The organism is Mangrovibacterium sp. (assembly GCF_059905295.1).
The window spans coordinates 1-21,205 of record NZ_JBZQJF010000205.1 but is presented as its reverse complement, the minus strand read 5'-3'; the positions used below and the strand labels follow the sequence as shown (position 1 = coordinate 21,205).

General features: G+C 44.6%; 21 protein-coding genes and 1 tRNA gene. 10 read left to right on the top strand and 12 right to left on the bottom strand.

All coding sequences use genetic code 11. From position 1 onward, the window contains the following. The 3 genes from AC37HE_RS10685 to AC37HE_RS10675 all read left to right on the top strand — a co-directional run. On the top strand, positions 1-297 hold a 297-nt coding region (locus AC37HE_RS10685), incomplete at its 5' end, for a hypothetical protein (protein ID WP_500782828.1). Between the two features lie 200 nt (positions 298-497). Further along, complete coding sequence (locus AC37HE_RS10680; protein WP_500782827.1) at positions 498-1,577, top strand: hypothetical protein; 1,080 nt, start codon at positions 498-500, stop codon at positions 1,575-1,577. A 373-nt stretch (positions 1,578-1,950) separates the two neighbouring features. Continuing rightward, positions 1,951-2,814, top strand: coding sequence for a DUF4861 family protein (locus AC37HE_RS10675; protein WP_500782826.1), 864 nt, complete (start codon positions 1,951-1,953; stop codon positions 2,812-2,814). Positions 2,815-2,972: 158 nt separating this feature from the next. On the opposite strand, the gene AC37HE_RS10670 is transcribed toward AC37HE_RS10675, so the two are convergent. After that, complete coding sequence (locus tag AC37HE_RS10670) at positions 2,973-3,557, bottom strand: DUF3109 family protein (RefSeq protein WP_500782824.1); 585 nt, start codon at positions 3,555-3,557, stop codon at positions 2,973-2,975. 66 nt (positions 3,558-3,623) lie between these two features. Further along, positions 3,624-5,150, bottom strand: a complete 1,527-nt coding sequence (gene gpmI / locus AC37HE_RS10665) for a 2,3-bisphosphoglycerate-independent phosphoglycerate mutase (RefSeq protein WP_500782823.1) — start codon at positions 5,148-5,150, stop codon at positions 3,624-3,626. A 381-nt stretch (positions 5,151-5,531) separates the two neighbouring features. On the opposite strand from gpmI, the gene AC37HE_RS10660 reads away from it, so the two are divergent. From AC37HE_RS10660 to AC37HE_RS10635, 6 genes are all read left to right on the top strand, one after another. Continuing rightward, complete coding sequence (locus AC37HE_RS10660; RefSeq protein WP_500782822.1) at positions 5,532-6,674, top strand: carbohydrate porin; 1,143 nt, start codon at positions 5,532-5,534, stop codon at positions 6,672-6,674. A gap of 10 nt (positions 6,675-6,684) precedes the next feature. Continuing rightward, positions 6,685-9,186, top strand: coding sequence for a ferrous iron transport protein B (feoB, locus tag AC37HE_RS10655; RefSeq protein ID WP_500782821.1), 2,502 nt, complete (start codon positions 6,685-6,687; stop codon positions 9,184-9,186). Positions 9,187-9,266: 80 nt separating this feature from the next. Beyond that, positions 9,267-9,494, top strand: a complete 228-nt coding sequence (locus AC37HE_RS10650; protein ID WP_500782820.1) for a FeoB-associated Cys-rich membrane protein — start codon at positions 9,267-9,269, stop codon at positions 9,492-9,494. A 500-nt stretch (positions 9,495-9,994) separates the two neighbouring features. Continuing rightward, the gene (locus tag AC37HE_RS10645; RefSeq protein WP_500782819.1) at positions 9,995-10,318 is read left to right on the top strand and encodes a hypothetical protein; all 324 of its coding nucleotides are present in this window, start codon (positions 9,995-9,997) and stop codon (positions 10,316-10,318) included. A 48-nt stretch (positions 10,319-10,366) separates the two neighbouring features. Then, positions 10,367-10,642, top strand: coding sequence for a hypothetical protein (locus AC37HE_RS10640; RefSeq protein WP_500782818.1), 276 nt, complete (start codon positions 10,367-10,369; stop codon positions 10,640-10,642). Positions 10,643-10,718: 76 nt separating this feature from the next. Further along, on the top strand, positions 10,719-11,351 hold the full coding sequence (locus AC37HE_RS10635; RefSeq protein ID WP_500782817.1) for a transposase: 633 nt from the start codon (positions 10,719-10,721) through the stop codon (positions 11,349-11,351). Between the two features lie 4 nt (positions 11,352-11,355). Here the strand turns inward: AC37HE_RS10635 and AC37HE_RS10630 are convergent, their stop codons facing one another. The 10 genes from AC37HE_RS10630 to AC37HE_RS10585 form a co-directional block, all read right to left on the bottom strand. Then, a complete protein-coding gene (locus AC37HE_RS10630) occupies positions 11,356-12,054 on the bottom strand; it encodes an urease accessory protein UreH domain-containing protein (protein WP_500782816.1) in 699 nt (232 codons plus the stop codon). Position 12,055: 1 nt separating this feature from the next. Then, on the bottom strand, positions 12,056-12,793 hold the full coding sequence (gene larB, locus AC37HE_RS10625) for a nickel pincer cofactor biosynthesis protein LarB (RefSeq protein ID WP_500782815.1): 738 nt from the start codon (positions 12,791-12,793) through the stop codon (positions 12,056-12,058). Then, positions 12,790-13,965 (bottom strand): nickel pincer cofactor biosynthesis protein LarC, encoded by a 1,176-nt coding sequence (gene larC, locus AC37HE_RS10620; RefSeq protein WP_500782814.1) that lies wholly within the window; start codon positions 13,963-13,965, stop codon positions 12,790-12,792. Before larC ends, larB begins: the two co-directional genes overlap by 4 nt. A gap of 148 nt (positions 13,966-14,113) precedes the next feature. Continuing rightward, positions 14,114-14,947 carry an ATP-dependent sacrificial sulfur transferase LarE gene (gene larE, locus AC37HE_RS10615; protein ID WP_500782813.1) on the bottom strand — a complete coding sequence of 278 codons (834 nt, stop codon included), beginning with the start codon at positions 14,945-14,947 and terminating at the stop codon, positions 14,114-14,116. A gap of 183 nt (positions 14,948-15,130) precedes the next feature. Next, positions 15,131-15,352, bottom strand: coding sequence for a C1orf53 family protein (locus tag AC37HE_RS10610; protein ID WP_500782812.1), 222 nt, complete (start codon positions 15,350-15,352; stop codon positions 15,131-15,133). A 5-nt stretch (positions 15,353-15,357) separates the two neighbouring features. Continuing rightward, entirely contained in the window at positions 15,358-16,581 is a 1,224-nt protein-coding gene (locus AC37HE_RS10605) for a bifunctional 3,4-dihydroxy-2-butanone-4-phosphate synthase/GTP cyclohydrolase II (RefSeq protein WP_500782811.1), read from the bottom strand. Between the two features lie 73 nt (positions 16,582-16,654). Further along, positions 16,655-17,830, bottom strand: a complete 1,176-nt coding sequence (locus tag AC37HE_RS10600) for a glycosyltransferase family 2 protein (RefSeq protein ID WP_500782810.1) — start codon at positions 17,828-17,830, stop codon at positions 16,655-16,657. Then, a complete protein-coding gene (locus tag AC37HE_RS10595) occupies positions 17,823-19,028 on the bottom strand; it encodes a glycosyltransferase family 4 protein (protein ID WP_500782809.1) in 1,206 nt (401 codons plus the stop codon). The genes AC37HE_RS10600 and AC37HE_RS10595 overlap by 8 nt, the downstream gene beginning before the upstream one ends. Beyond that, positions 19,003-20,511: an LptF/LptG family permease gene (locus AC37HE_RS10590; RefSeq protein ID WP_500782808.1), complete on the bottom strand. Its 1,509-nt coding sequence runs from the start codon at positions 20,509-20,511 to the stop codon at positions 19,003-19,005. The genes AC37HE_RS10595 and AC37HE_RS10590 overlap by 26 nt, the downstream gene beginning before the upstream one ends. Positions 20,512-20,574: 63 nt before the next feature. After that, positions 20,575-20,958 carry an START-like domain-containing protein gene (locus AC37HE_RS10585; protein WP_500782807.1) on the bottom strand — a complete coding sequence of 128 codons (384 nt, stop codon included), beginning with the start codon at positions 20,956-20,958 and terminating at the stop codon, positions 20,575-20,577. Between the two features lie 172 nt (positions 20,959-21,130). Between AC37HE_RS10585 and AC37HE_RS10580 the strand changes: the two genes are divergently transcribed. Further along, positions 21,131-21,204, top strand: a tRNA-Met gene (locus AC37HE_RS10580). Position 21,205 lies beyond the last annotated feature (1 nt).

The following is a 21,205-nucleotide window of genomic DNA, read 5'->3' as shown; positions in this document are numbered from 1 at the left end:
TGGAAAAATATAATCCATGATTTTTCCCAATATCCCCCAATAATCACAATTATTCAAGACGCTGTGTTTTGCGCAGCCAATGGAGATTTGGTGTATGCAACATATACCGGCCATACAGATGTAACAACTGCAGAAGCTAACGGATTCTTAGCTTTTGAAGGCGGTACCGGTAGATTTGAAAATGCATCAGGACAAGTGACTGCATATGGCTATGTCGAATACGACGAAATAGGTCGTGTCATTGGAATGTATTTAGCAGGAGAAGGTGAAATTTCAAATGTCGGGAGCAGTAATTAAGCTGCACTTGACAGTTAATTTTCTTCATCTGGTCATATGCTTTGAAAGGAGAGGACAACAACTTCGGGCCTTGCATTCCCGAAGTTGTTGCCTTGCAAAAATCAATCTTCAGTTCTTACGAAAAATGAAGATTCTATGAGTTCAACTCTCAGATTATAAATCTGAAAGAAAACAAAAGCCAAACCTAAAAAACCAAAGCCATGAAAACCAGGATATTATTTATCACATTATTTGCATTCGTATTTCTTTTTAGCGGATGCCAGGAGGATCCAATTTACACTGAAGTGGCAACGACAACACAAACACAGCCAGAAGATGAAGACGATGAATCTGAACCAAATGACGAAACTGAGCCAGACGACGACTCTGAAAAACCAGATGATGGATCGGAACCTGACACTAATCCTCCTCAAGGGAAAATATATTTACTCGGGCAATCAATTCATGCCTTGGCTGACGAGGGCAATTTTATTTGGGTCGTTACTGACAAAAAACTTATAAAATGGGATAAAGTAGGTAATGAACCAACTTATTTCGATTTACCGGAAATTATAGATGGTCAGCACTATGGAATAAAAATTGACAGTAACGGATTAAAGTGGTTGCTATGCACTGGAATTGGACTGTATCGTTACAATGAAGGCCAGTGGATAGAGGAAGAGTTTGATTTTAACAATGAGAATATTACCGGCTTTGATATTGATAAAAATGACAATATATGGATTAGCACCTTGCAGGAAGTATATCAGTTTGACGGAACCAATTGGACGCATTATCCCCTTACAGGAAATTTTACGTTTGGCCTTACTGCAGATGACGCTGACAACATCTGGTTTATAATTTTTAATGTTGTTCCGGAATTCGAAGCCCTTGGAAAGTACGACGGAGAAAACTGGACCATGTATACTGGGGATAACAGCGGATTTTTCTTTCAAGTCATCCCGGATAAGAGTGGTAATGTATGGATATTAACCACTAAAGGGGAAAGAATCAGTTTGGTAAAATTCGATGGAAGCACCTACACAACTATCTGTACTTTACCTGTGGAATTTTCGGCATTTCCTTGTTTGGCAATAGACAACAACGAAATATTTTGGATTGGAACAGAAAATGGGGTCGTCAGATACGACGGGGTCAATTGGACTGTATTCAATAACTCTAACTCAGCCTTGTATTCAAATGAAGTCCATGTAATAGCAATAGATGAGTTTGGTACAAAGTGGGTCGGAACTCAGAACGGCCTAGCCGCTCTCGACGACGCAGACCTTGAACTAGAATAAAGCAATATGAAAGCAAGCTAAATCTGGTTCCACATTAATTGAAATACTTATTCGTTCATTCAAAGCTTTGCTTCGGTAGCATAGGGCAACTACTCGTACCAGCTTTCCCGAATTTCAGGATAAGCGGGTCTTGCAGAAATTGATTAGCTTGTAGTTTACGGAGACGAAGCTTTTGTACATGCTATACCTTTCGAACCAAGTATCTATAAAGCCTTTAAGCAGCTCTTCTGAATAAATTAGGGATGAAATTTTATTCATGACAATCTTTTCCATCAATTGTATGAGCCCTCTTCTGTAACATTTTCCTATCTTTAACCGACTTTCGTTAACGCACACAGGATCGGCTAAAGATGAAACTTCTAACAATAACAATATGAAACGAATAATTACAGGAATATTCATGCTCGTGTTTTTAAGTGCTGCACATGCACAAAACATGACTGACATTAGTCTGAGTAAAAAACACAGTGGAAAACAAGTCAATGAAATAGTTTCCGAAACAGGAGATATGTACCAATTGGTAGAACACCATGGTCCTGCCATTGAAAATGAGTGGCTGGGTTTAAGGTTGTATTTCAATTATAAATGTGCTGTTGATGTTTACAACAAAACAAAGCCTGGTCTGGAGCTGGCAGCAGCTGGATGGTATCCAACACCGGAACAGCAAAAAGAAGGCTGGGGTGCCGACCAGTACAAGGTTGGTGAGACTGTTGGCCTTGGAGGAGTAAGACTTTGGGATGGAGAGAAAGAGGTCTTTCTGAACCCTGTAAAAGAACGGATTGCCCGTGTCAGAAAAGAAGCCAATTTTTCGCAAATGGACATGCTTTCTGAGGGTGTTCCCTATAAAGGTGACTCCATTGATGTTTTAATTCGTGTTACCGTATTTTCAGGTTTCAGGGAAGCTAAAGTTGAAGCTTTTGCTCTCTGTGATAAACCAGTTGAGTTTGTAACCGGAATCAATTATTTCCCCACAACAAAAACCGCAGAAGGAGACAATTATATTTGCACCTGGGGTGTACATCCGGAAGATGTGGCGGCTTATCAACTCAATATTGGTGGAGCCATCATCTACAATCCTGATGATTACAGCGCTGTCCAAAAAGCCGATAAGGAATATATGTTGATTTCGAAGCCTACAAAATACCTCTCTACCTGGATCACATCGGCCAGTGAGAAAGAAAAAGGCTTTAAAACAATGGACGACTTTGTGAGCTATGTAAAAGAAAAAGCAAAATAAATACGCCCTACAGCGTATTGCGAAAAAACATAAATCCAGGTTATTAGGCTGTCAGTATTGGCAGCCTAATTTGTTTCTATCCCTTTTGCAGATCCCAAGCCCCCTTACAAGACAAGGACAGCGAAATGTGTTGCAAGAGGAACAATAACCTGCTTCTGTTATTTTCGCTCTTCTTCCCAGGGACGATGCTCAGCAGCATAGCTTAGCTGTTCGTACCAGCTTTTCCCGTATTTCCGGATAAGCGGTTCTTTCAGGAATTGATAAAGCGGAAGTTTTTGACCGCGACCACATTGGCGGCCCGGCTTACAGATATCGATTTGCTGGTAGTTGACTGCATCAAAACGTTTATACTCGGTAATGCGAATCGGGAATAAAGCGCAAGAAACAGGCTTTCTGAATTTGACCTTTCCATCCAGAAAAGCTTTTTCGATCCCGCACTTCGTGATGCCGTTTTCGTCTACAAAGACAAATGCACAGGCTTCGTTGCTCATTAATGGTGTAACCAGGTCGCCATCGCTATCGATTACCGACGTACCAACTTTGGCAACAACCTCTTTTCCCTCTTCAGTAATGTATTGCTCAAAATCAGGATAGATCTGTTCTATCAGCACAGCTTCTTCCTGTGTTAACGGAGCCCCTGAGTCTCCTTCAACGCAACAAGCACCTTTACACTTCATCAAATCACACAAAAAGTGCTCATCGATCACATCAAAACTTACAATGGTCTTTCCTATTTCAAGCATAATTCTTCAGCAAATAAAAAGCCTCTCCGCAAAAGGGAGAGGCTTTGCAAATATACAGTTTTCTGACTATCGTTCAATCAAAACTTTTCCAGTCATCTCAGCAGGAATTTCCAGTCCCATTTCAGAAATCAGGGTTGGAGCAACATCAGCCAAAATACCGTTATTGATCTTCAGGTTCTTGTCGTCGCTAACATAGATACAAGGTACCGGGTTCAGCGAGTGAGCAGTGTTAGGAGAACCATCAGGGTTAACAGCGTTATCGGCATTACCGTGGTCAGCAATAATCATGACGTTGTAGTTGCTTGCACGAGCTGCTTCAACAACTGCTTTAGCACAGGAGTCAACAGCCTCAACAGCTTTAGTGATTGCTTTATAATCACCGGTGTGACCTACCATATCACCATTTGCGAAGTTCAGACAAACAAAGTCAACTTCTCCTTTTTTCAACTCAGGAATAATTGCATCTCTAACATCGGGAGCTGACATTTCAGGTTGAAAGTCGTATGTAGGAACTTTTGGAGAAGGACACAACAGACGTTTTTCGCCCGGGAACTCCTCTTCGCGGCCACCACTGAAGAAGAATGTTACGTGAGCATACTTCTCAGTTTCAGCAATACGAATTTGTTTCAAACCTGCTTTTGATACAACCTCACCCATGGTGTTAATTGGATTTTCTTTATCGAAAATCACATTCACATTTTTGAAGTCTGCTTTGTAGTTGGTCATTGTATACCATTGCAGATCCATGGTGTGCATGTCGAATTCGTGCAAATCTTCTTGTGTGAAAGCAATTGTTGTTTGGCGTAAGCGGTCGGTACGGAAGTTGAAGCAGATTACAACGTCACCTTCTTCGATGACTCCAACAGGGCTTCCGTCTTCTTTAACCATGCAGATTGGTTTGATAAACTCATCGGTAACACCTGCATCGTATGAAGCTTTCATAGAAGCTAACAAATCAGTTGACTTTTCACCTTCACCTTTTGTGTAAAGGTCGTAAGCCAGACGCATACGATCCCAGTTTTTATCGCGGTCCATTCCGTAGTAACGACCTACGATTGAAGCGAATTTACCGTTAGTACCTTTCAGTCCTTCAAGGTCAGACTCCAGGAATCCATATCCTGAACGAGGGTCAGTATCACGACCATCAGTCAAACCATGAACAAAGATGTCATCCAAACCCAGGTCGGTACCCATTTGGCAAAGTGCAATCATATGAGAGCTCAATGCGTGTACCCCACCAGGGCCAATCAAACCAATCAGGTGAACTTTTTTATTGTTGTCTTTTGCGTAGTTAAAAGCTTTCAGCAATTGTGGATTTTGCCACAAGGATTTATCACGGATAGCCTTGGTAATTTTAACCATATCCTGGTAAAGCACACGGCCTGCACCAATATTTAAGTGACCAACCTCGGAGTTACCCATTTGTCCGTCTGGCAAACCAACATTTTCTCCGGAAGTAAGCAATTGTGAGTGCGGATATTCTTTCACCAACGAGTCCATAAACGGAGTTGATGCTTGAGCGATTACATCACGTTCGGAACCATCACCGATGCCCCAACCGTCGAGAATCATTAAAAGTGTTTTTTGTGCCATAATAATTTATACTGATTTTAAATAACTTATTCTTTTCGGCCAACAAAAGTATTCATTTTTAAGCAGGATTGGAAATGCCTTTCTCTCTGAAAGCTCAAATTAACAATTAAATAATTGCTTGTTTAGGGTACTCATTTATAGCTTCGTCCATCCATCTGTCTCACCTGTAGAAACGGATGAAAAATACTCCCCGGAAAACACGAAATCGAGCTGCTGTTTTGCCCTGTAAAAAAGGACTTCAGCCTCCTAAATTATCACTTATAGGGGTATTCATCCCGAAGTTCCTTCCTGAACCGACTTAAAACCCCAACTTCTTGGGATTGATGCCCGCCTCTTCCAGCGATACTTTTACAACAAAAAAAACAAACACCATATACCAGTATGAAAAACGTCTTAAACATTGGAATGATGGTCGTAGCTCTACTCAGTTCGGGCTATGCCAAAGCGGGGACGGAAGAAGACAATAAAGAACCTGCATTAAGCTTTTACGGTTCTTACAAAGGAGATTTCGTATCGAACCTCCACGGAGGTATTAAAACCGGATCAACATATTTAGGCTTAGCTGATTTATTTTTAGAAATGAATACAGAACGCGCCGGACTATGGAAAGGCGGTACATTCATGCTTCACGGAGCAAACACCCACGGTGGCGAACCTTCGGCTGACCTGATCGGCGACTTCCAGGTTGTATCGAATATCGAAGCCGGCAATCATACCTTCTTATATGAACTCTGGTATTGCCAGACATTCGGGAAAGTTCATACAACGATTGGGCTTCAGGATCTGAATGCAGAATTTGCCAACAGCGAGTTTGGCGGACTTTTCATCAACAGCTCTTTCGGTATTCATTCGATCATTGCGGATAATATTGCAGCTCCTATTTTCCCTTTGACTTCTCCGGGAATCACTATTTGTTGGGAGGCATCGGATCGTTTGAATCTAAAAACAGCGCTTTACAAAGGTTGCCCCATCGATTTTGACGACAATCCCTATAACCTGAAATGGGACCTGAATTACAGCGATGCACTCCTTTGGGTAGCCGAGGCCAACCTGCATTGCAGTGATGATTCCGACTGCCCACAAACAATTAAAGCCGGCTTTTTCTATCACCAGCACTGCGACGAACCTGAAATTTCGGACGAGCTGGAATCGGACTATGGTTTTTACCTGGTTGGCGATCACCGGGTAAGTCCGAAGAACGAAACCGGGAATGGTTTAAGTGTCTTTTACCAGTTAGGTGTGAGCCCGCGAAATAATAATGTGGCCTACTTCGGCACCGGCATTCATTACACCGGCTTATTCTCACCAAAGGGGAATGATACGCTAGGCTTGGCTATGGCACGTGGCATTATGAAAGATGAAGATGGCAGCGACGAAACGACCTTTGAGCTTACTTACAAGCTACAACTGAATAATAACATCTATTTCCAACCCGACATTCAATATGTTGTCAATCCGCGAGGCACCGACCTGGCGCTCGACAATGCCTTGGTTGGTCTGTTTCGGTTAGGATTGGAATTTTAAAAGAAAGCTTATGTTCGTACAAAATTCAGATATACAAAACAAAAGGCTGGCAGGTTTGAAAACCGGCGAAGAAGCCATCATCAAATATGTTTTTGGTCAGGGTGCTTTCCGCAAGCGAATTTCGGAAATGGGATTTGTAAAAGGGCAAAAAGTAACAGTGATCAAGAATGCCCCGATGAAAGATCCCGTGGAATATGAAATCATGGGCTATAAAGTGTCGCTGCGCCGCAGCGAGGCTGAGATGATTGAGGTCATTGCCCTGGACAAAGCTGCAGAAGTACTTTCGGGTAAATTTGCCGGCACCATCGATCAGCATCGGCTGAAAGTGTCGGGAGGCAAAAAGAGCAAGAACATTTCGGTAGCGCTGGTTGGCAACCCCAACTGCGGTAAAACCACCTTGTTCAACTACGCCTCCGGATCGAAAGAGCGCGTGGGCAACTATGCCGGGGTAACCATCGATGCCAAGGAGGCTCGCTTTCGCCAGAACGATTTCAACTTCCGCATTTCCGATTTGCCGGGAACCTACTCCATTACCGAGTACTCGCCTGAGGAACTGTATGTACGCAACCACATTGCAGAGCGTAAGCCCGATGTGGTGGTGAACGTGGTCGATGCTTCGAACCTGGAGCGCAACCTGTACCTGACCACGCAGCTGATCGACATGAACATTAAAGTGGTGATTGCCCTGAATATGTACGACGAGCTGGAACAAAAAATGGTTCGGTTCGACTACAAGCGCCTGGGGGAAATGATCGGCATCCCAATTGTTCCGACTGTTGCCTCCAAGGGGAAAGGCTTGAAAGATCTTTTCAATAAAATCATTGAAGTGTACGAGGAGCGCGACCCGATTGTACGCCACATCCACATCAATTATGGTGCCGACATCGAAGATTCAATCTCAACCATTCAATCCGAAATTAAGAAAGACGATAACCGAAATAAAAGCTATTCAACCCGTTACTTGTCCATCAAGCTGCTGGAAGATGATGAAACCACCCGCAAAATCTTAAAGGGCAATGCCAATTACGGGTCCATCATTGCAAAGGCCGATGTCGAAATTAAGCGACTTGAAGATTTGTTGAACGACAAATCGGAAACGTTGATTGCCGATGCCAAGTATGGTTTTATCGCCGGAGCGTTAAAAGAAACCTATAAATCCGATCCGCACACACGTCGTAAAAACAGCCGCGAGATCGACAAAATACTGACCCACAAAATTTGGGGATTCCCGATCTTCATCTTTTTCATCTGGGCAACCTTCCAGCTGACTTTTACGCTGGGGAGCTACCCCATGGATTGGATTGATGCGGGTGTAGCCTGGTTGAGCGACACCGTTGCCAACCTGATGCCCAACGGAGCCCTGAAAGATCTGCTGGTCGACGGAGTCATTGGAGGCGTTGGCGGGGTTATCATTTTTATGCCCAACATCCTGATCCTGTTTTTCTGTATCTCGTTGATGGAAGACTCTGGCTACATGGCACGCGCTGCTTTCATTATGGACAAGCTGATGCACAAGATTGGCCTGCACGGTAAATCGTTCATCCCGCTTATTATGGGATTTGGGTGCAACGTGCCGGCTGTAATGGCCACCCGAACACTCGACAATAAAAACGACCGTTTGCTAACCATGCTCATCATTCCGTTTATGTCGTGCTCGGCCCGGTTACCGGTTTATGTACTGTTGATTTCGGCCTTCTTTGTTGCCAACCAGGGAGCCATCCTGTTCCTGATTTACCTGGTCGGCATTGCCCTGGCCGTATTGGTTGGGTTGTTATTCAAGAAAACCTTGTTTGCCAAGAAAGAAGTGCCTTTTGTGATGGAGCTTCCCCCCTACCGCATGCCAACCCTGAAGAACACCAGCATACACATGTGGCACAAGGGACAGCAATACCTGCGAAAAATGGGGACAGTTATTCTTTTTGCGTCTATCATTATTTGGGCCATGGGCTACTACCCCCGTCACGTGGAGTACTCCCAAGACTATGACCAGCAAATTACCCAGGTCGAAAATAACAGCAGCCTGGATGAAGCCGGAAAAGCCAGCCAGCTTGAACAGCTGCAGTTATCGCAAGAGGAAGAACGACTGGAAGGATCTTATATCGGTCAGATGGGCCACTTCATAGAGCCGGTCATTCAGCCCCTGGGCTTCGACTGGAAAGTGGGCATGAGTATTATTACCGGTATGGCCGCCAAAGAAATTGTGGTGAGCTCGATGGGAGTACTTTACCATGCCGGAATGGAGGCCGACGAAACCTCGCAGTCGTTGATCGACAAACTGCAAAATCAGACATACACCACGGGACCCCGCATCGGGCAGAAGGTATTTTCGCCCCTGGTGGCCTTTACGCTCATGATTTTTGTACTGATCTATTTTCCATGCGTTGCCGTGGTGGCGGCTGTTAAGAAAGAAGCCAACTGGAAGTGGGCACTCTTTACAACTGTGTACACCACCGCCATCGCCTGGATTGCGGCCTTTGGAGTATACCAAATCGGAAGCCTGTTGGTTGGATAACCTGAAAAATGAGAAAAGAAAGATGAAACCAGGTTTTGGAACTTGAAACCTGGAACTCGAAACTCAAAACTCGAAAAGCTATGATTCAAAATATTATCGCACTCATCATCGTCGCAGCCGTTGTTGCCAAAGTTGCCTACAACATCTATAAAGCCATAACCGTCAAGGAGAAGGGCCTGTGTGGTGGTTGTGCCAGCTGCGATTTTAAACGCGAACTGAAGAAAAAAGGAAAACTTCATCCGCTTTCGCACAAGCAGGTTAAAACGTTCAACAAAGACCAGCTCCGATTTGCCGGTAAAACAAAATAGCGACTCTATTTGGCAGTGATTGAGAGAAAAGGTTCAACATCCCTGCACGAGGCTGCCCAACATCATGGGTAGCCTTTTTTGTGTTGAAGCAATTCAGCTGGTGACTTTGAGTCACCAGCTGAATAAGCATGGCTTGCCCCAAAGACGAAACAGAAAACACAAGGCTGTTTTTTTGTTTTCAACTGAATTCTCTTGTTTTCCTCCACTTTCATCCCAATTGGCGATTCCCCAAAATCGGGTGTATTTTTTGAAAGTCTCTTTTCAGCTTAAGCTTATTTAAATTGACTCTAAACACAGAAGGTCGTAACTTGTATAACGATTTCGATTAGGACTTGATTCTTTTTCACAAAAAGGACAAAAAAATAGCATCACACACAAAGCACATTGAAGGTAGCTTAAGAAACTGGTATGAGAGATACTTGTGTAATCGGGAGTGGAACTAGCAACGATTACAATTAAAGTCCAAACGGACAAGTATTAATATCTAAACCATTAGAATTATGGCGAAATTAAATGAAAAGGAGAAACGTGATTTTGTTGTTCACGTTTATACAACTCTAAGTGATGAAGCTGCTGTTGTAGCAGCCGCCGGCTTTGATCCAACCAATCGAATTGCCGATGTAAAAGCGAAGTCCAACACCGCAACCGAAGCTGAAGTGGCGCAACAAAAGGCACAGGCCGAAGCAATAAAAGCCACCAAAGCCTCGAACGAAGCATTGGATGCAGCTTACGCTGACGCCTCGGCTGTTGTAAGCCTGGTTGAAGGTTTGCTGGGTAAGGACAGCGAATTGGTACATAAACTTCACCAATTCAGAAATAGCTAATTGCTACCCGGGCTAAAACCACGGGGGATAGTTATAATCCCCGGTGGGATGGACGCAAGCCCCCGCGGGCACATCACTCGCCCCATGGGGACCATCATGCGCCCCAAGGTTCCGGACTTAATCCCCAAGGTACTTTTCATGAGAACCTTGGGGATTATCATTTGCCCCAGGGCTCGCAAGCATTTCCCCAGGGGGACGGCTGTGCGCCCCAAGGTTCCCGCAATAAGAAACAGGGGGATGGTGGTTCGCCCCGAAGTTCGCAAAGCACGCCCCCCGGGGATCATCGTTCGCCCACAGGGGCAAAGCCTGATCCCCGGGAGTTAAGAGAAAACGCAGAAGTGCTTCACCGGGTGACTCGATGTCACCCGGTGAATAAACAATCATCAGAAAAACAGTTCAAATGCAATTTCAGAAAAACCACCTTTACCACATCTACAACCGCGGGAATAATGCCCAACAGGTCTTTTTCTCCCGCTCCAACTACCTTTTCTTTCTTCAAAAACTAAAAACCAACCTCGTTGCTTATGCCGATATACTGGCTTGGTGTTTAATGCCCAATCATTTTCACTTGATGGTTCATGTTAATCATATTGACCGGGTGACTACGAGTCACCCGGTCAATAAATCACGATCAATTAACCAATCCTTTGCAATTGTACTTCGTTCGTACACCAGAGCACTTCAAAAAGAAAGGCACTTTACCGGAAGTTTGTTTCAGCAGCGAAGCCAATCAATTTGTTTAACCGAAATCAATGGAGTTAGCCCGGCTTGGTTCCAAACATCCGTTGGAACTCTAATTCATATTGCCGCCCCGGAAAAAGAATACCCGCAAATTTGTTTTAACTACATCCATAATAATCCGGTTCGGGCAGGCTTAGTCAAGCATCCGGCGGATTGGGAATTCTCCTCTTACCGTGACTATACCGGAGTGCGAAACGGACAGCTAATCAACCGAACAAGAGCAAGCGAATTTGGCTTAGTTACTTATTCACCAGGTGACTTCGAGTCACCTGGTGAAAAGGCTTGCAGCTAAAAAATTACCAGCCCAGGAAAACCATTCCGGCACCGCTAATGAGAATCACCACGCCGGCGAGCAGATGGACATAGCGCTCCTGGTGTTTGAAGTTGACAAGTGAAAAGCCTTTATGCCCCAGGTAAACAACCGTTAGCATCGTTACAATCGTGCCAATGGAAAAGATGAGTGCCACCGAGGCCATGCCAACGGCACTGTGGGTATAGGCCGGTACCATCAGCAGTGGAATCAGCACTTCGCAGGGGCCAAACACAAAAATCAGGAAAATGATCCAGGGCGTGATATTTACTTTTTCGGCCTCCGCTTCAGTTACCGGCAAATGGTGATGTTCGCGAACCTTTTTCGGCATCAGCCAGGTAGGCAGATGCGCGTGGTGCGAGCTACTAATGTACTTGTAAATGCCGTAAAGGGTGTAGCCCACGCCAAAGGCAAACAACAACCAGGCAACCAGCTCGCCGCGAAATGATTCAATACCATTCAGCTTGCTCAGGCTGGTTCCGATGGCAATGCCAACAGCACCAATCAGCACCGAGCTACCAACGTGCCCGATCCCCGAAAAGAAGGTCACCCACATGGTTTTTCGCGTCGACCACTGCCGGGCCTTGCTAATAGCTATAAACGGCAAATAGTGATCGGGCCCCAGCAGGGTGTGGACAAAGCCCAGCGTAAGCGCCGTATACAGGAGAACTTGAATATCATTCATGTTATAGTCGATTGATCAACGAAGCCTGACAAGCGGCTCCGAATCCGTTATTAATATTGACAACACTCACACCGCTGGCACAACTCGTCAGCATTCCCAGCAAAGCCGACAGCCCGTCGAAATTAGCGCCGTAGCCCACGCTGGTAGGCACTGCAATAACCGGTTTATCAACCAGTCCGCCAATTACACTGGCCAGTGCGCCTTCCATGCCGGCTACCACAATAATAATCCGCGCATTGCGAATCAGCTCCAGCTTACGAAACAGCCGATGGATACCGGCCACGCCCACATCGTACACCGACTCGACGCGGTTACCGAGGAAACGGGCTGTCTCAACCGCTTCTTCTGCCACCGGCATATCCGATGTTCCGGCAGCCACCACCGCGATGTATCCTTTCGGATTTTCGCCTTTCTCTTTCCGGTGAATAATCGTTTTCGCAATCGGGTTATACACTGCATCGGGAATATAAGCACGCACCGCATCAAACATCTCCGGGGTAGCCCGGGTTGCCAGCACGTCAATTCCTTTTTGATGCATCCGATCGGCAATCTGGGCCACCTGCCCGGGTGTTTTCCCCGAGGCGTAAATCACCTCGGGCAGTCCGGTACGCTTTTCACGGTCGGTGTCGATGGTAGCAAAGCCCATCTCTTCGATGCCGTGACTCGGCAAGTGCTCCAGCGCTTCGGTCAGGGTAATTTCACCATTCTTATATTGTTCTAAAATCTCTCGTGGACTCATGCTTCCAGTTGATTAATGACCATTTTCTCAACATCGCGAATGCTGATGCCGTTTTCGCGAGCCAGTTGCTTGCAGTCGTCGGTTTCGGGTTTCGACTTCACCAGTCGGCCATGGTAGTAACTTTGTTTCACACGAACCTTACCCAGGGTAATTTCCACGACAATCTCCTCGCGGAACAACATGTGCTTTAACAGCCGGTTTTCACGAATTCCCAGCGATGTACTTTGAGTGAAGACGATGGTTTTCATCTCTTCAACCAGTTCCGGCTTGCACAATACCGATAAGGTCACTGCCGGGCGCCCCTTCTTCATGATGATCGGTGCTAACCAGGCATCGCTGGCACCAGCCAGGAACAGTTCATTCAACAGGTAATCGTAATGCTCGGGATTCATATCGTCGATATTGCTTTCGAGTAAAACCGCCTCAACGGTCTCCACATCCGAAGCTGCTGAGTGCCCTTCAAGTAAATACACCCGCAGAACGTTCGCCACCTCCGCATCGCGGTTCCCAATACCGTAAGCCGTTTTCACGATGGGCAAATCAATTTGAAGTGTAAACTCGTCGACCATAGCAGCCAGGATCGCAGCACCGGTTGGCGTCGTTGCCTCGTGGTTTACCAAGCCGGTTTTCACGGGCAGGCCTTCCACGATTAAAGCCGTGGCAGGTGCCGGAACAGGCATCACACCATGAGCACATTTCACAGTTCCGCCTCCCAACTGAATTGGTGAGGCCATCACTTTATCCACCTTCAGGTAGTCGATGCAGATGGCTGCTCCAACAATATCAGCGATGGAATCCAGGGCACCCACCTCATGAAAGTGTACCTTTTGAATATCGATGCTGTGCACCTTAGCTTCAGCTTCGGCTATCAAGCGAAAGATTTTCAACGCATTCTGCTTCACGGTATCCGAAAGTGTGCTATTGTTCACGATCTCTTCCACATGCCGCAGGTGACGGTGCTTCTCATTGTCCGGATTTTCAATGATCACATCAGCCTTTGTTCCGGTAATCCCCCGGCGCTGATCTTGTTTTATTTCAAGGTGAAATCCCTCAATATTTAATTTCGAAAGTTCCTGTTTCAGGTAATCGGCATCAACCCCTAAATCGATAAGTGCGCCGAGGTTCATGTCGCCGCTAATGCCGGCAAAACAGTCGTAGTATAGTACTTTCATGGTTGTTTCGTTATTTAAGTTCGAATAGTAAATTGATCGTCTTTTATTGGGATTAAGTTGTCATTAGGTGTTTACCCCATCAATCGATCATCAATGACAAAAATTGGCTACCAATAACAATGGTAAGACCTTTGATCTTCGATTTTCATCATTTGCCCTTTAATTGTGATGCACTAAGCACCCGGTTCAGTTTCCCGGAAACCAAGCCTTCCCGGTCCAGTTTCACTTCGTCGAAGCCGAAAGATTTGATTTGATCCACAACTTGGTTTTGCATGGAGAACAAACGCTCCAACTCCGATTGCGGCACCTCAACCTTCCCGTACGAACCATAGTGCCGCACCCGAACATCGACGAAGCCTAAACCATTCAGAAAGTTCTCAGCATCTTCAACCTGCTTAAGCTTTTCGCGTGTAATTTGATGATTGTACGGAATGCGTGAACTCAGACACGGACTGGCCGGCTTATCCCAGTTAGGCAAGTTGAAACTACGGGCAATATCGCGGATCTCCTCCTTGGTCAGTTTGCACTGAGCCATTGGGGCCAACACCTGGTATTGAGCGGCTGCCTGCAAACCGGGCCGGTAGTCGCCCAAATCATCGTGATTCGTTCCGCTTAAAACATCAAATTCCGGGTATCGGGCTTTAACCTGTTGCAAATCGTTAAACAAATGCTCTTTGCAGAAGAAGCAGCGATTCTCCGGATTCCGGTTATAGCGTTCATCGGTCAGCTCTTCAGTTTTGATCACCTCCAGTTGAATATCGAAATCGCGACAAAAACTTTGCGCCAGTTCGAAATCCTTTGCTTTCAAGCTCTCAGAGTTTGAAATTACCCCAATCGCATTCTCCTTCCCTTGGAACTTACGCGCCAGGAATAACACCAATGTTGAATCAATTCCGCCGGAAAAGGCGACAATAGAGCCACTGCGTGCTTTAAACCATTCCTCCAGTTTCTCCAGTTTATTTTGAATCTGCGTTTTATTCATTTCCATACCAGTTTAAACATCGGTAACACCTTTAAGTTTATTAGTGCTACCACAACAACAAGTTTAATCAATAAATTTCAAAACTGATTGCCGGATTGTTCGTTTTTTAGGCTATTGGACTCTGAACTCCGGAAACGAGAAATAGGGACATAAAAAAAGCCATCCCGAAGGATAGCCTTTCTATTACAACTTATATTTTTTAGCCACATCGGGCCTCAGGTTTCGATTTCCTTTTGTCGCTTTCGGATCGTACGGACAGTGGCGACATCCGTTTGAGCAACAATAGCCACGTTTTACGAGAAAGCTTTCTGTCATCACGCGGTAACCTTCTTTGGTCATGTAGTAATCAACACCTTCAACTGTATCGTCGTACCCATCGCTAAACAGATGATCAAACATTCCCATAGCAACTATTCGTATTTAAATTTTTGCAGGAAATGTCCCATGCGATCACGCTTTGTTCTCAGGTAGCGTTGATTGAATTCGTTTGGCTCAATTTCAATATTAACTGTTGCAGTAACATGCAAACCATAACCTTCAATACCAACACGTTTTACCGGGTTGTTGGTCATCAGCTTCATCTTCTTCACACCCAAGCTTTGTAAAATTTGAGCACCCACACCATAGTCACGTTCGTCAGCTTTAAAGCCCAGGTGAAGGTTTGCTTCAACCGTATCCATGCCTTCATCCTGCAGTTTGTAGGCTGCGATCTTATTCATTAAACCAATACCGCGACCTTCCTGCATCATATAAACAATCACTCCTTTACCTGCTTTTTCAATCATCTCCATCGCTTTGTGCAACTGATCGCCGCATTCGCAACGGAATGAACCGAAAATATCGCCGGTCATACAAGAAGAATGCATACGCACCAAAATCTCTTCGTCTTTCTCCCAGGTACCTTTTACCAGCGCTACGTGCTCCATGCCATTGGTTTTCTGGCGGAAAGGAATAATATTGAAGTTACCGTATTTAGTCGGCATAGGAACTTCTTCGCCACGCTCAATTAAACTATCAGAATCCTGCAGGTATTCGATCAGGTCTTTGATTGTACAAATCTTCAGATCGAAACGCTCAGCCACTTTCATCAATTCCGGCAGACGAGCCATTGTTCCGTCTTCATTCATGATTTCTACCAACACACCTGCGGGCTCCAATCCGGCTAATCTAGCCAAATCAATAGCAGCTTCAGTATGGCCTGCACGACGCAGCACACCGCGATCCTTCGCCTTCAGCGGGAAAATATGTCCCGGACGGCCAAGTTCAGCGGGCTTGGTGTCTTTATTAACCAGAGAAAGAATTGTTTTAGCCCGGTCAGCAGCAGATATACCTGTTGTACATCCGTAGCCAATCAAATCTACAGAAACAGTAAACGGAGTCTCGTGCGATGAGGTGTTTTTACCGACCATCAGGTCCAGTTCCAACTCTTCACAGCGCTTTTCCGTCAAGGGAGCACAGATCAACCCGCGACCATGTGTTGCCATGAAATTTACTTTCTCGGGAGTCATTAACTCTGCGGCGGCAACAAAGTCACCTTCATTTTCGCGATCTTCGTCATCAACAACAATCACTAACTCACCATTTTTTATGGCTTCGATCGCTTCAGGAATTGTATTTAATTTGAACTCGGTCATTATAATTGGTTGGTTTTCAAAATGCCGCTGCAAAACTAAGCAATTTTATCGATTTACAAATGACTTTCGACGGCTAAGCTCGCTGTGCTTTATCCCACACAACCCGTTGTTTATTACCCATAAACCTGTAAAGACCTGTAAATGCAGCTATATGAATGGCAGTAAAATAATACGGAATAAAAAACAGCTTGTTACTTCGGGCACGTCCATCCCCTATAAAACCCAGAAATGCAAACAGATACCAAACAAGCTGCAACAGAAGCGTGATGATGTAAATTAATTCTGAAGAATTCGCTGCAACCAGCGCAATATTAGACAGCAAAGCAACTAATAATGCCCATGGAGCCAGCGTCCATCGTAAAATTTTATGCGAAAAATACTGAAAGCTTAGCCATCCCTGCTTCAGGGGATTGAGCAATCGCGGCATGCGCACCATTACCTGCAGACCTCCCGCAGCAATCCGTCTCTTGCGTTTTAACTCTTCCTTCACATTCAACGAGGCTGACTCTGTAGCTATCGCCTTGGACTCATAAACCACCTGATATCCGGCTGTTGCCAAGTCCATGGAAATTTGAAAATCATCGAGCAGGCAATCTGTCGGGACCGGGCGATAAAGTGCTGTACGTACCGCAAACAACTCTCCCGCAGCACCAACTACCGAACTCAAATCCGACTCCAATTGCTTAATCTTCGACTCGACATTCCAATACATATTTTCGCCATCGGCAGCAACATTCGAATGCTCACTTGCTGACACCCGTTTTTCTCCGGCAACGCAAGCAACCTTGGGATTCTGAAAATGACGAATCATATTCTGCAATGAATCTGCTGACAGCAACGTATTCGCATCAGTAAAAACAACGTAGGGTGTTCTTACAAACTGCATCCCACGGTTCATAGCGTGCACTTTCCCTTTCCGTTCCGGTTGGTGTTCAACCTGTATCTCCGGGTATTTCTTTAGCAAATCGGGCGTTCCGTCATCAGAGCCATCGGTGAGCCATAAGAACTTCAATTTATCTTTTGGATAAGTTAACAGGAGGGAGTTTTTTATTTTGGCATCAACAATATCGACCTCATTGTAGGCGGTAACAAACAAGGTTACTTCGGGCCACTCTTCCGGATCGGAATAGATTGGAGTTTTTCCAAACAGCATCCGCTTTATTCCAACCAGAATTGATAACACCAGGGCATATCCCATATAGGTGTATAGAAGAATAAAAAGTGCTATCCAGAATACCCAATCAAGCATTCAGATGTTTCTTATAAAATTCCACCAACTTTTGAGCGATAGCCAGATTATCAAATTTCTCCCGGATAAATTCAGTTGCATTTTTGCAAACCTTCTTATAAAGGTCCTTATCTTCAATTAGCTCGGTAATAGCCTGTAAAAATTCTTCCGGTTCATTGGCAATCAGGATTTGTTCGCGGTCAGTTGCTGCAATACCTTCAACCCCAATTGTGGTCGACACAATTGCTTTACCCAGGGCCATTCCCTCTACAATTTTAATGCGCATCCCTGATCCGGATCGGAGTGGTACCATCATAATAGCTTTGGAATTCATAAACTGGTAAGCATCTTCAATTTCGCCTAAAAAGACCACATTCGGCATTTTCAGTTTCGAAGCCAGCCATTGCGGTGCATTCCTTCCGGCGACATAAAATTTCAGTTCCGGATATTTCTTTGTTATCAGCGGCCAACAATCCTTTAAAAACCAAAGTAGTCCCTCTTGATTCGGCCCCCACTCCAGCGAACCGATATGAAAAATAGACGGAAACTCCAGATCCTTGGCCGTTGGAACCAGGCACGACAAGTCGATCCCCGTTTGCGAGGTAATCCGTGGTTTATAGTTCCCTAAACGTTCCAAATACAATCCATCCCGTTCGGTGATGGATACCAGAACGTCGTAGACATTCAGATAGCTGAGTCCAAACTTCTTGATTCGTTTAGCCAAAAGGTTTAAGTAAATCCTTTGAATCCCGGGGGTCAAACGTTTGGTACGATCCCAAATTTCATGTTCAATATTGTGAGCACGATAAGCAACCAAGGCTTTACTATGTTGACGGATCAGCGGAATATACGGACACAGATAAAGCCCTTCCAGCTGAATGACATCAAACTCTTCTTCTTCCAACAATTTGATTAATGCCTGGCTGTAGTCTTCACTTATAAACCGGGTTGCATTATAGGGCAAATCAGAAAACAGCAAGTTCCCCAGCGCTCCCCAAAAAGAAACTTTTGCAGGAACGTCAACCAGCTTAAATCGGATTTGCGCAGCTAAATGTTCAGGTATTTCCTCTAATGTAGTTGCATGTTTTTCGGTATTCATCGCCAAAATAGTAACCTCGTTACCCAACAAGAATAAGCCTTTGGATAAGGTTAATGTGGCAATCGCCCCTCCATCAGTCGGAGGCCAGGGAGTTTTATTGGTTAGTTGTAGAATTCGCATGATCGGAATTTACTGAATCATTCTTTTTCCGAAGAATAAAACGAAGGAATTTCTTGATTTTATACTGATAGGTCTCCACATTCAACAAACCGGAATCGGTTGCTGCTTTATAAGTCAGGAAAAAGCCTAAGGGGAAGAAAATAAAGGTCGACAACCACATTCCCTCAAACATCGTCCACACATCCTCGCGTGCTGCTTTTTCACCCGATATGGCCACCATGTAATACAAGATGAACATCAAAATAGACACAACCGTTGGCATACCAAGACCACCTTTCCGGATAATAGCACCAAGTGGTGCCCCGATAAAGAAGAAGATCAAACAAGCAACCGACCAAGTAAACTTGCGATGTTTCTCCATGGAGTATTTATTCAGGTTTTTCTTGATATTATAAAGCTCGAAAACGTTTTGATCGATCGTCTGTTTATTCATCCGCGCCTGGCTCAAAGCCGTCTGATAAACTTCACCATGCTGCATCGGATCCATATTGACCATCAGGGAATCAAAATTCAGAGCCTTGGTGCCTTCCATCCTTTGATGAGTTTTCAAGGAATCAACAAGATTCGTCTGGTTTACAATCGAGCGATTCAAGGTCGGGTTGTAACGCATATTAATCGCAAATCGCCTCACCCTGTAGTTATAATCCGTGTAAAGTGAATCTTCAAAATGCTCCAGCTGCTTTAATGTCAGCATGCGATACATGTTCCGCAAATTATCTTCGTCGGTTCGTTTAAAATCGAAGCCTTTCAACGGAACAGTGACCACTTGCTTTTCGAAATGTGTTCTTCTGAACGTATAACGCTTATCTCGTCGACTTTGTCTCGGGTTTTCATCAATTGCTGTTTCGCCCGCAAACATGGTCATAATCATGAACTTCTTATCTTCCGAAATTTTCATATAGCCGGAATCGGCAACCGTAACCGAAATATTTCCCTGATTTTCGGTATGGTCGTAAATCAAAATTCCGTAAAGCATATTGTCCTTCTTACTCTTCCGGTCAACCTTGATACTATATCCATCAATATCGTTGGTAAATACACCTTCGGAAATCACCATCTCCGGCTTCTGCTTTTTGATGCTCGCCATTAAGGCCCCGAATTTCAGGTTGGTCTGCGGAAGAATATTATTGGAAAAATAGAATGCAAAAAGAGCCAAGCCAATAGCAACAAAAACCAGGGGTTTCATAATCCGGAACAGGGAAATGCCGGAAGCTTTCATGGCTACCAACTCGTAATTCTCGCCCAAACTACCAAATGTCATGATAGACGCCAGCAAGGTGGCTAAAGGAAAAGCCATGGGAACCAAGCCCATTGATGCATATAAAAGAAGTTCGGCTACAATATTCCATTCCAGGCCCTTACCAACCATATCATCAATGTATTTCCATAAAAACTGCATCAGCAGAATGAAAACACAGATAAAGAAGGTCATAAAAAAAGGCCCCAGAAAGCTTTTCAGTATATATTGATGTAATCGTTTCATTTTAGTGATTTGGGAAACGATACAAAGCTAAGTTATTTTGGAAAAAATTAAAGTTAATCGAGGTTAACAACCAAGAATCCGTCGCAAATCGGTTACCTGTGAGTTCCACAACTCGGTAACTTCATCAACTTCATCCTCTTCTGCAAAATCAGTAATCAACAAAGTAACATCTCCGGTAAGTTCATCTTTGGTAATCAAAAATTCGAAATAAGTTTCCTCCTCATCGTCATCTTCCCATTTAAAGCGAACAACACGACTATCCTTATTTTGGATCATTTCTGCTATTTGCTCTGATCCTTCCCATATAAAAGTATAAATCTTCCCTTTGACGTGAACATCGTCGGCAAACCACTCGCTTAGGCCCGAAGCCGTACTAAAACGGTTGTATAATACGCTGGGGGAACACTTGATTGGAAACTCCAGTTGAATTTTTGATTTTGTGGTCATAGTTGAAATGTTTGTTGCAATATAGTTATTATCGGTCAATTAGCCAATCGGAATAAAAATGGCAAAATATTTTTTAAAAAAACGCTTGCATATCGTAAAAATTAAATGCTATATTTGCACCGCAATTTTGAACAACACACACGATCAAAAGCGCAACAGTTCTACATAAAATGGCGAGGTAGCTCAGCTGGTTAGAGCGCATGATTCATAATCATGAGGTCGGCGGATCATGCCCGCCTCTCGCTAC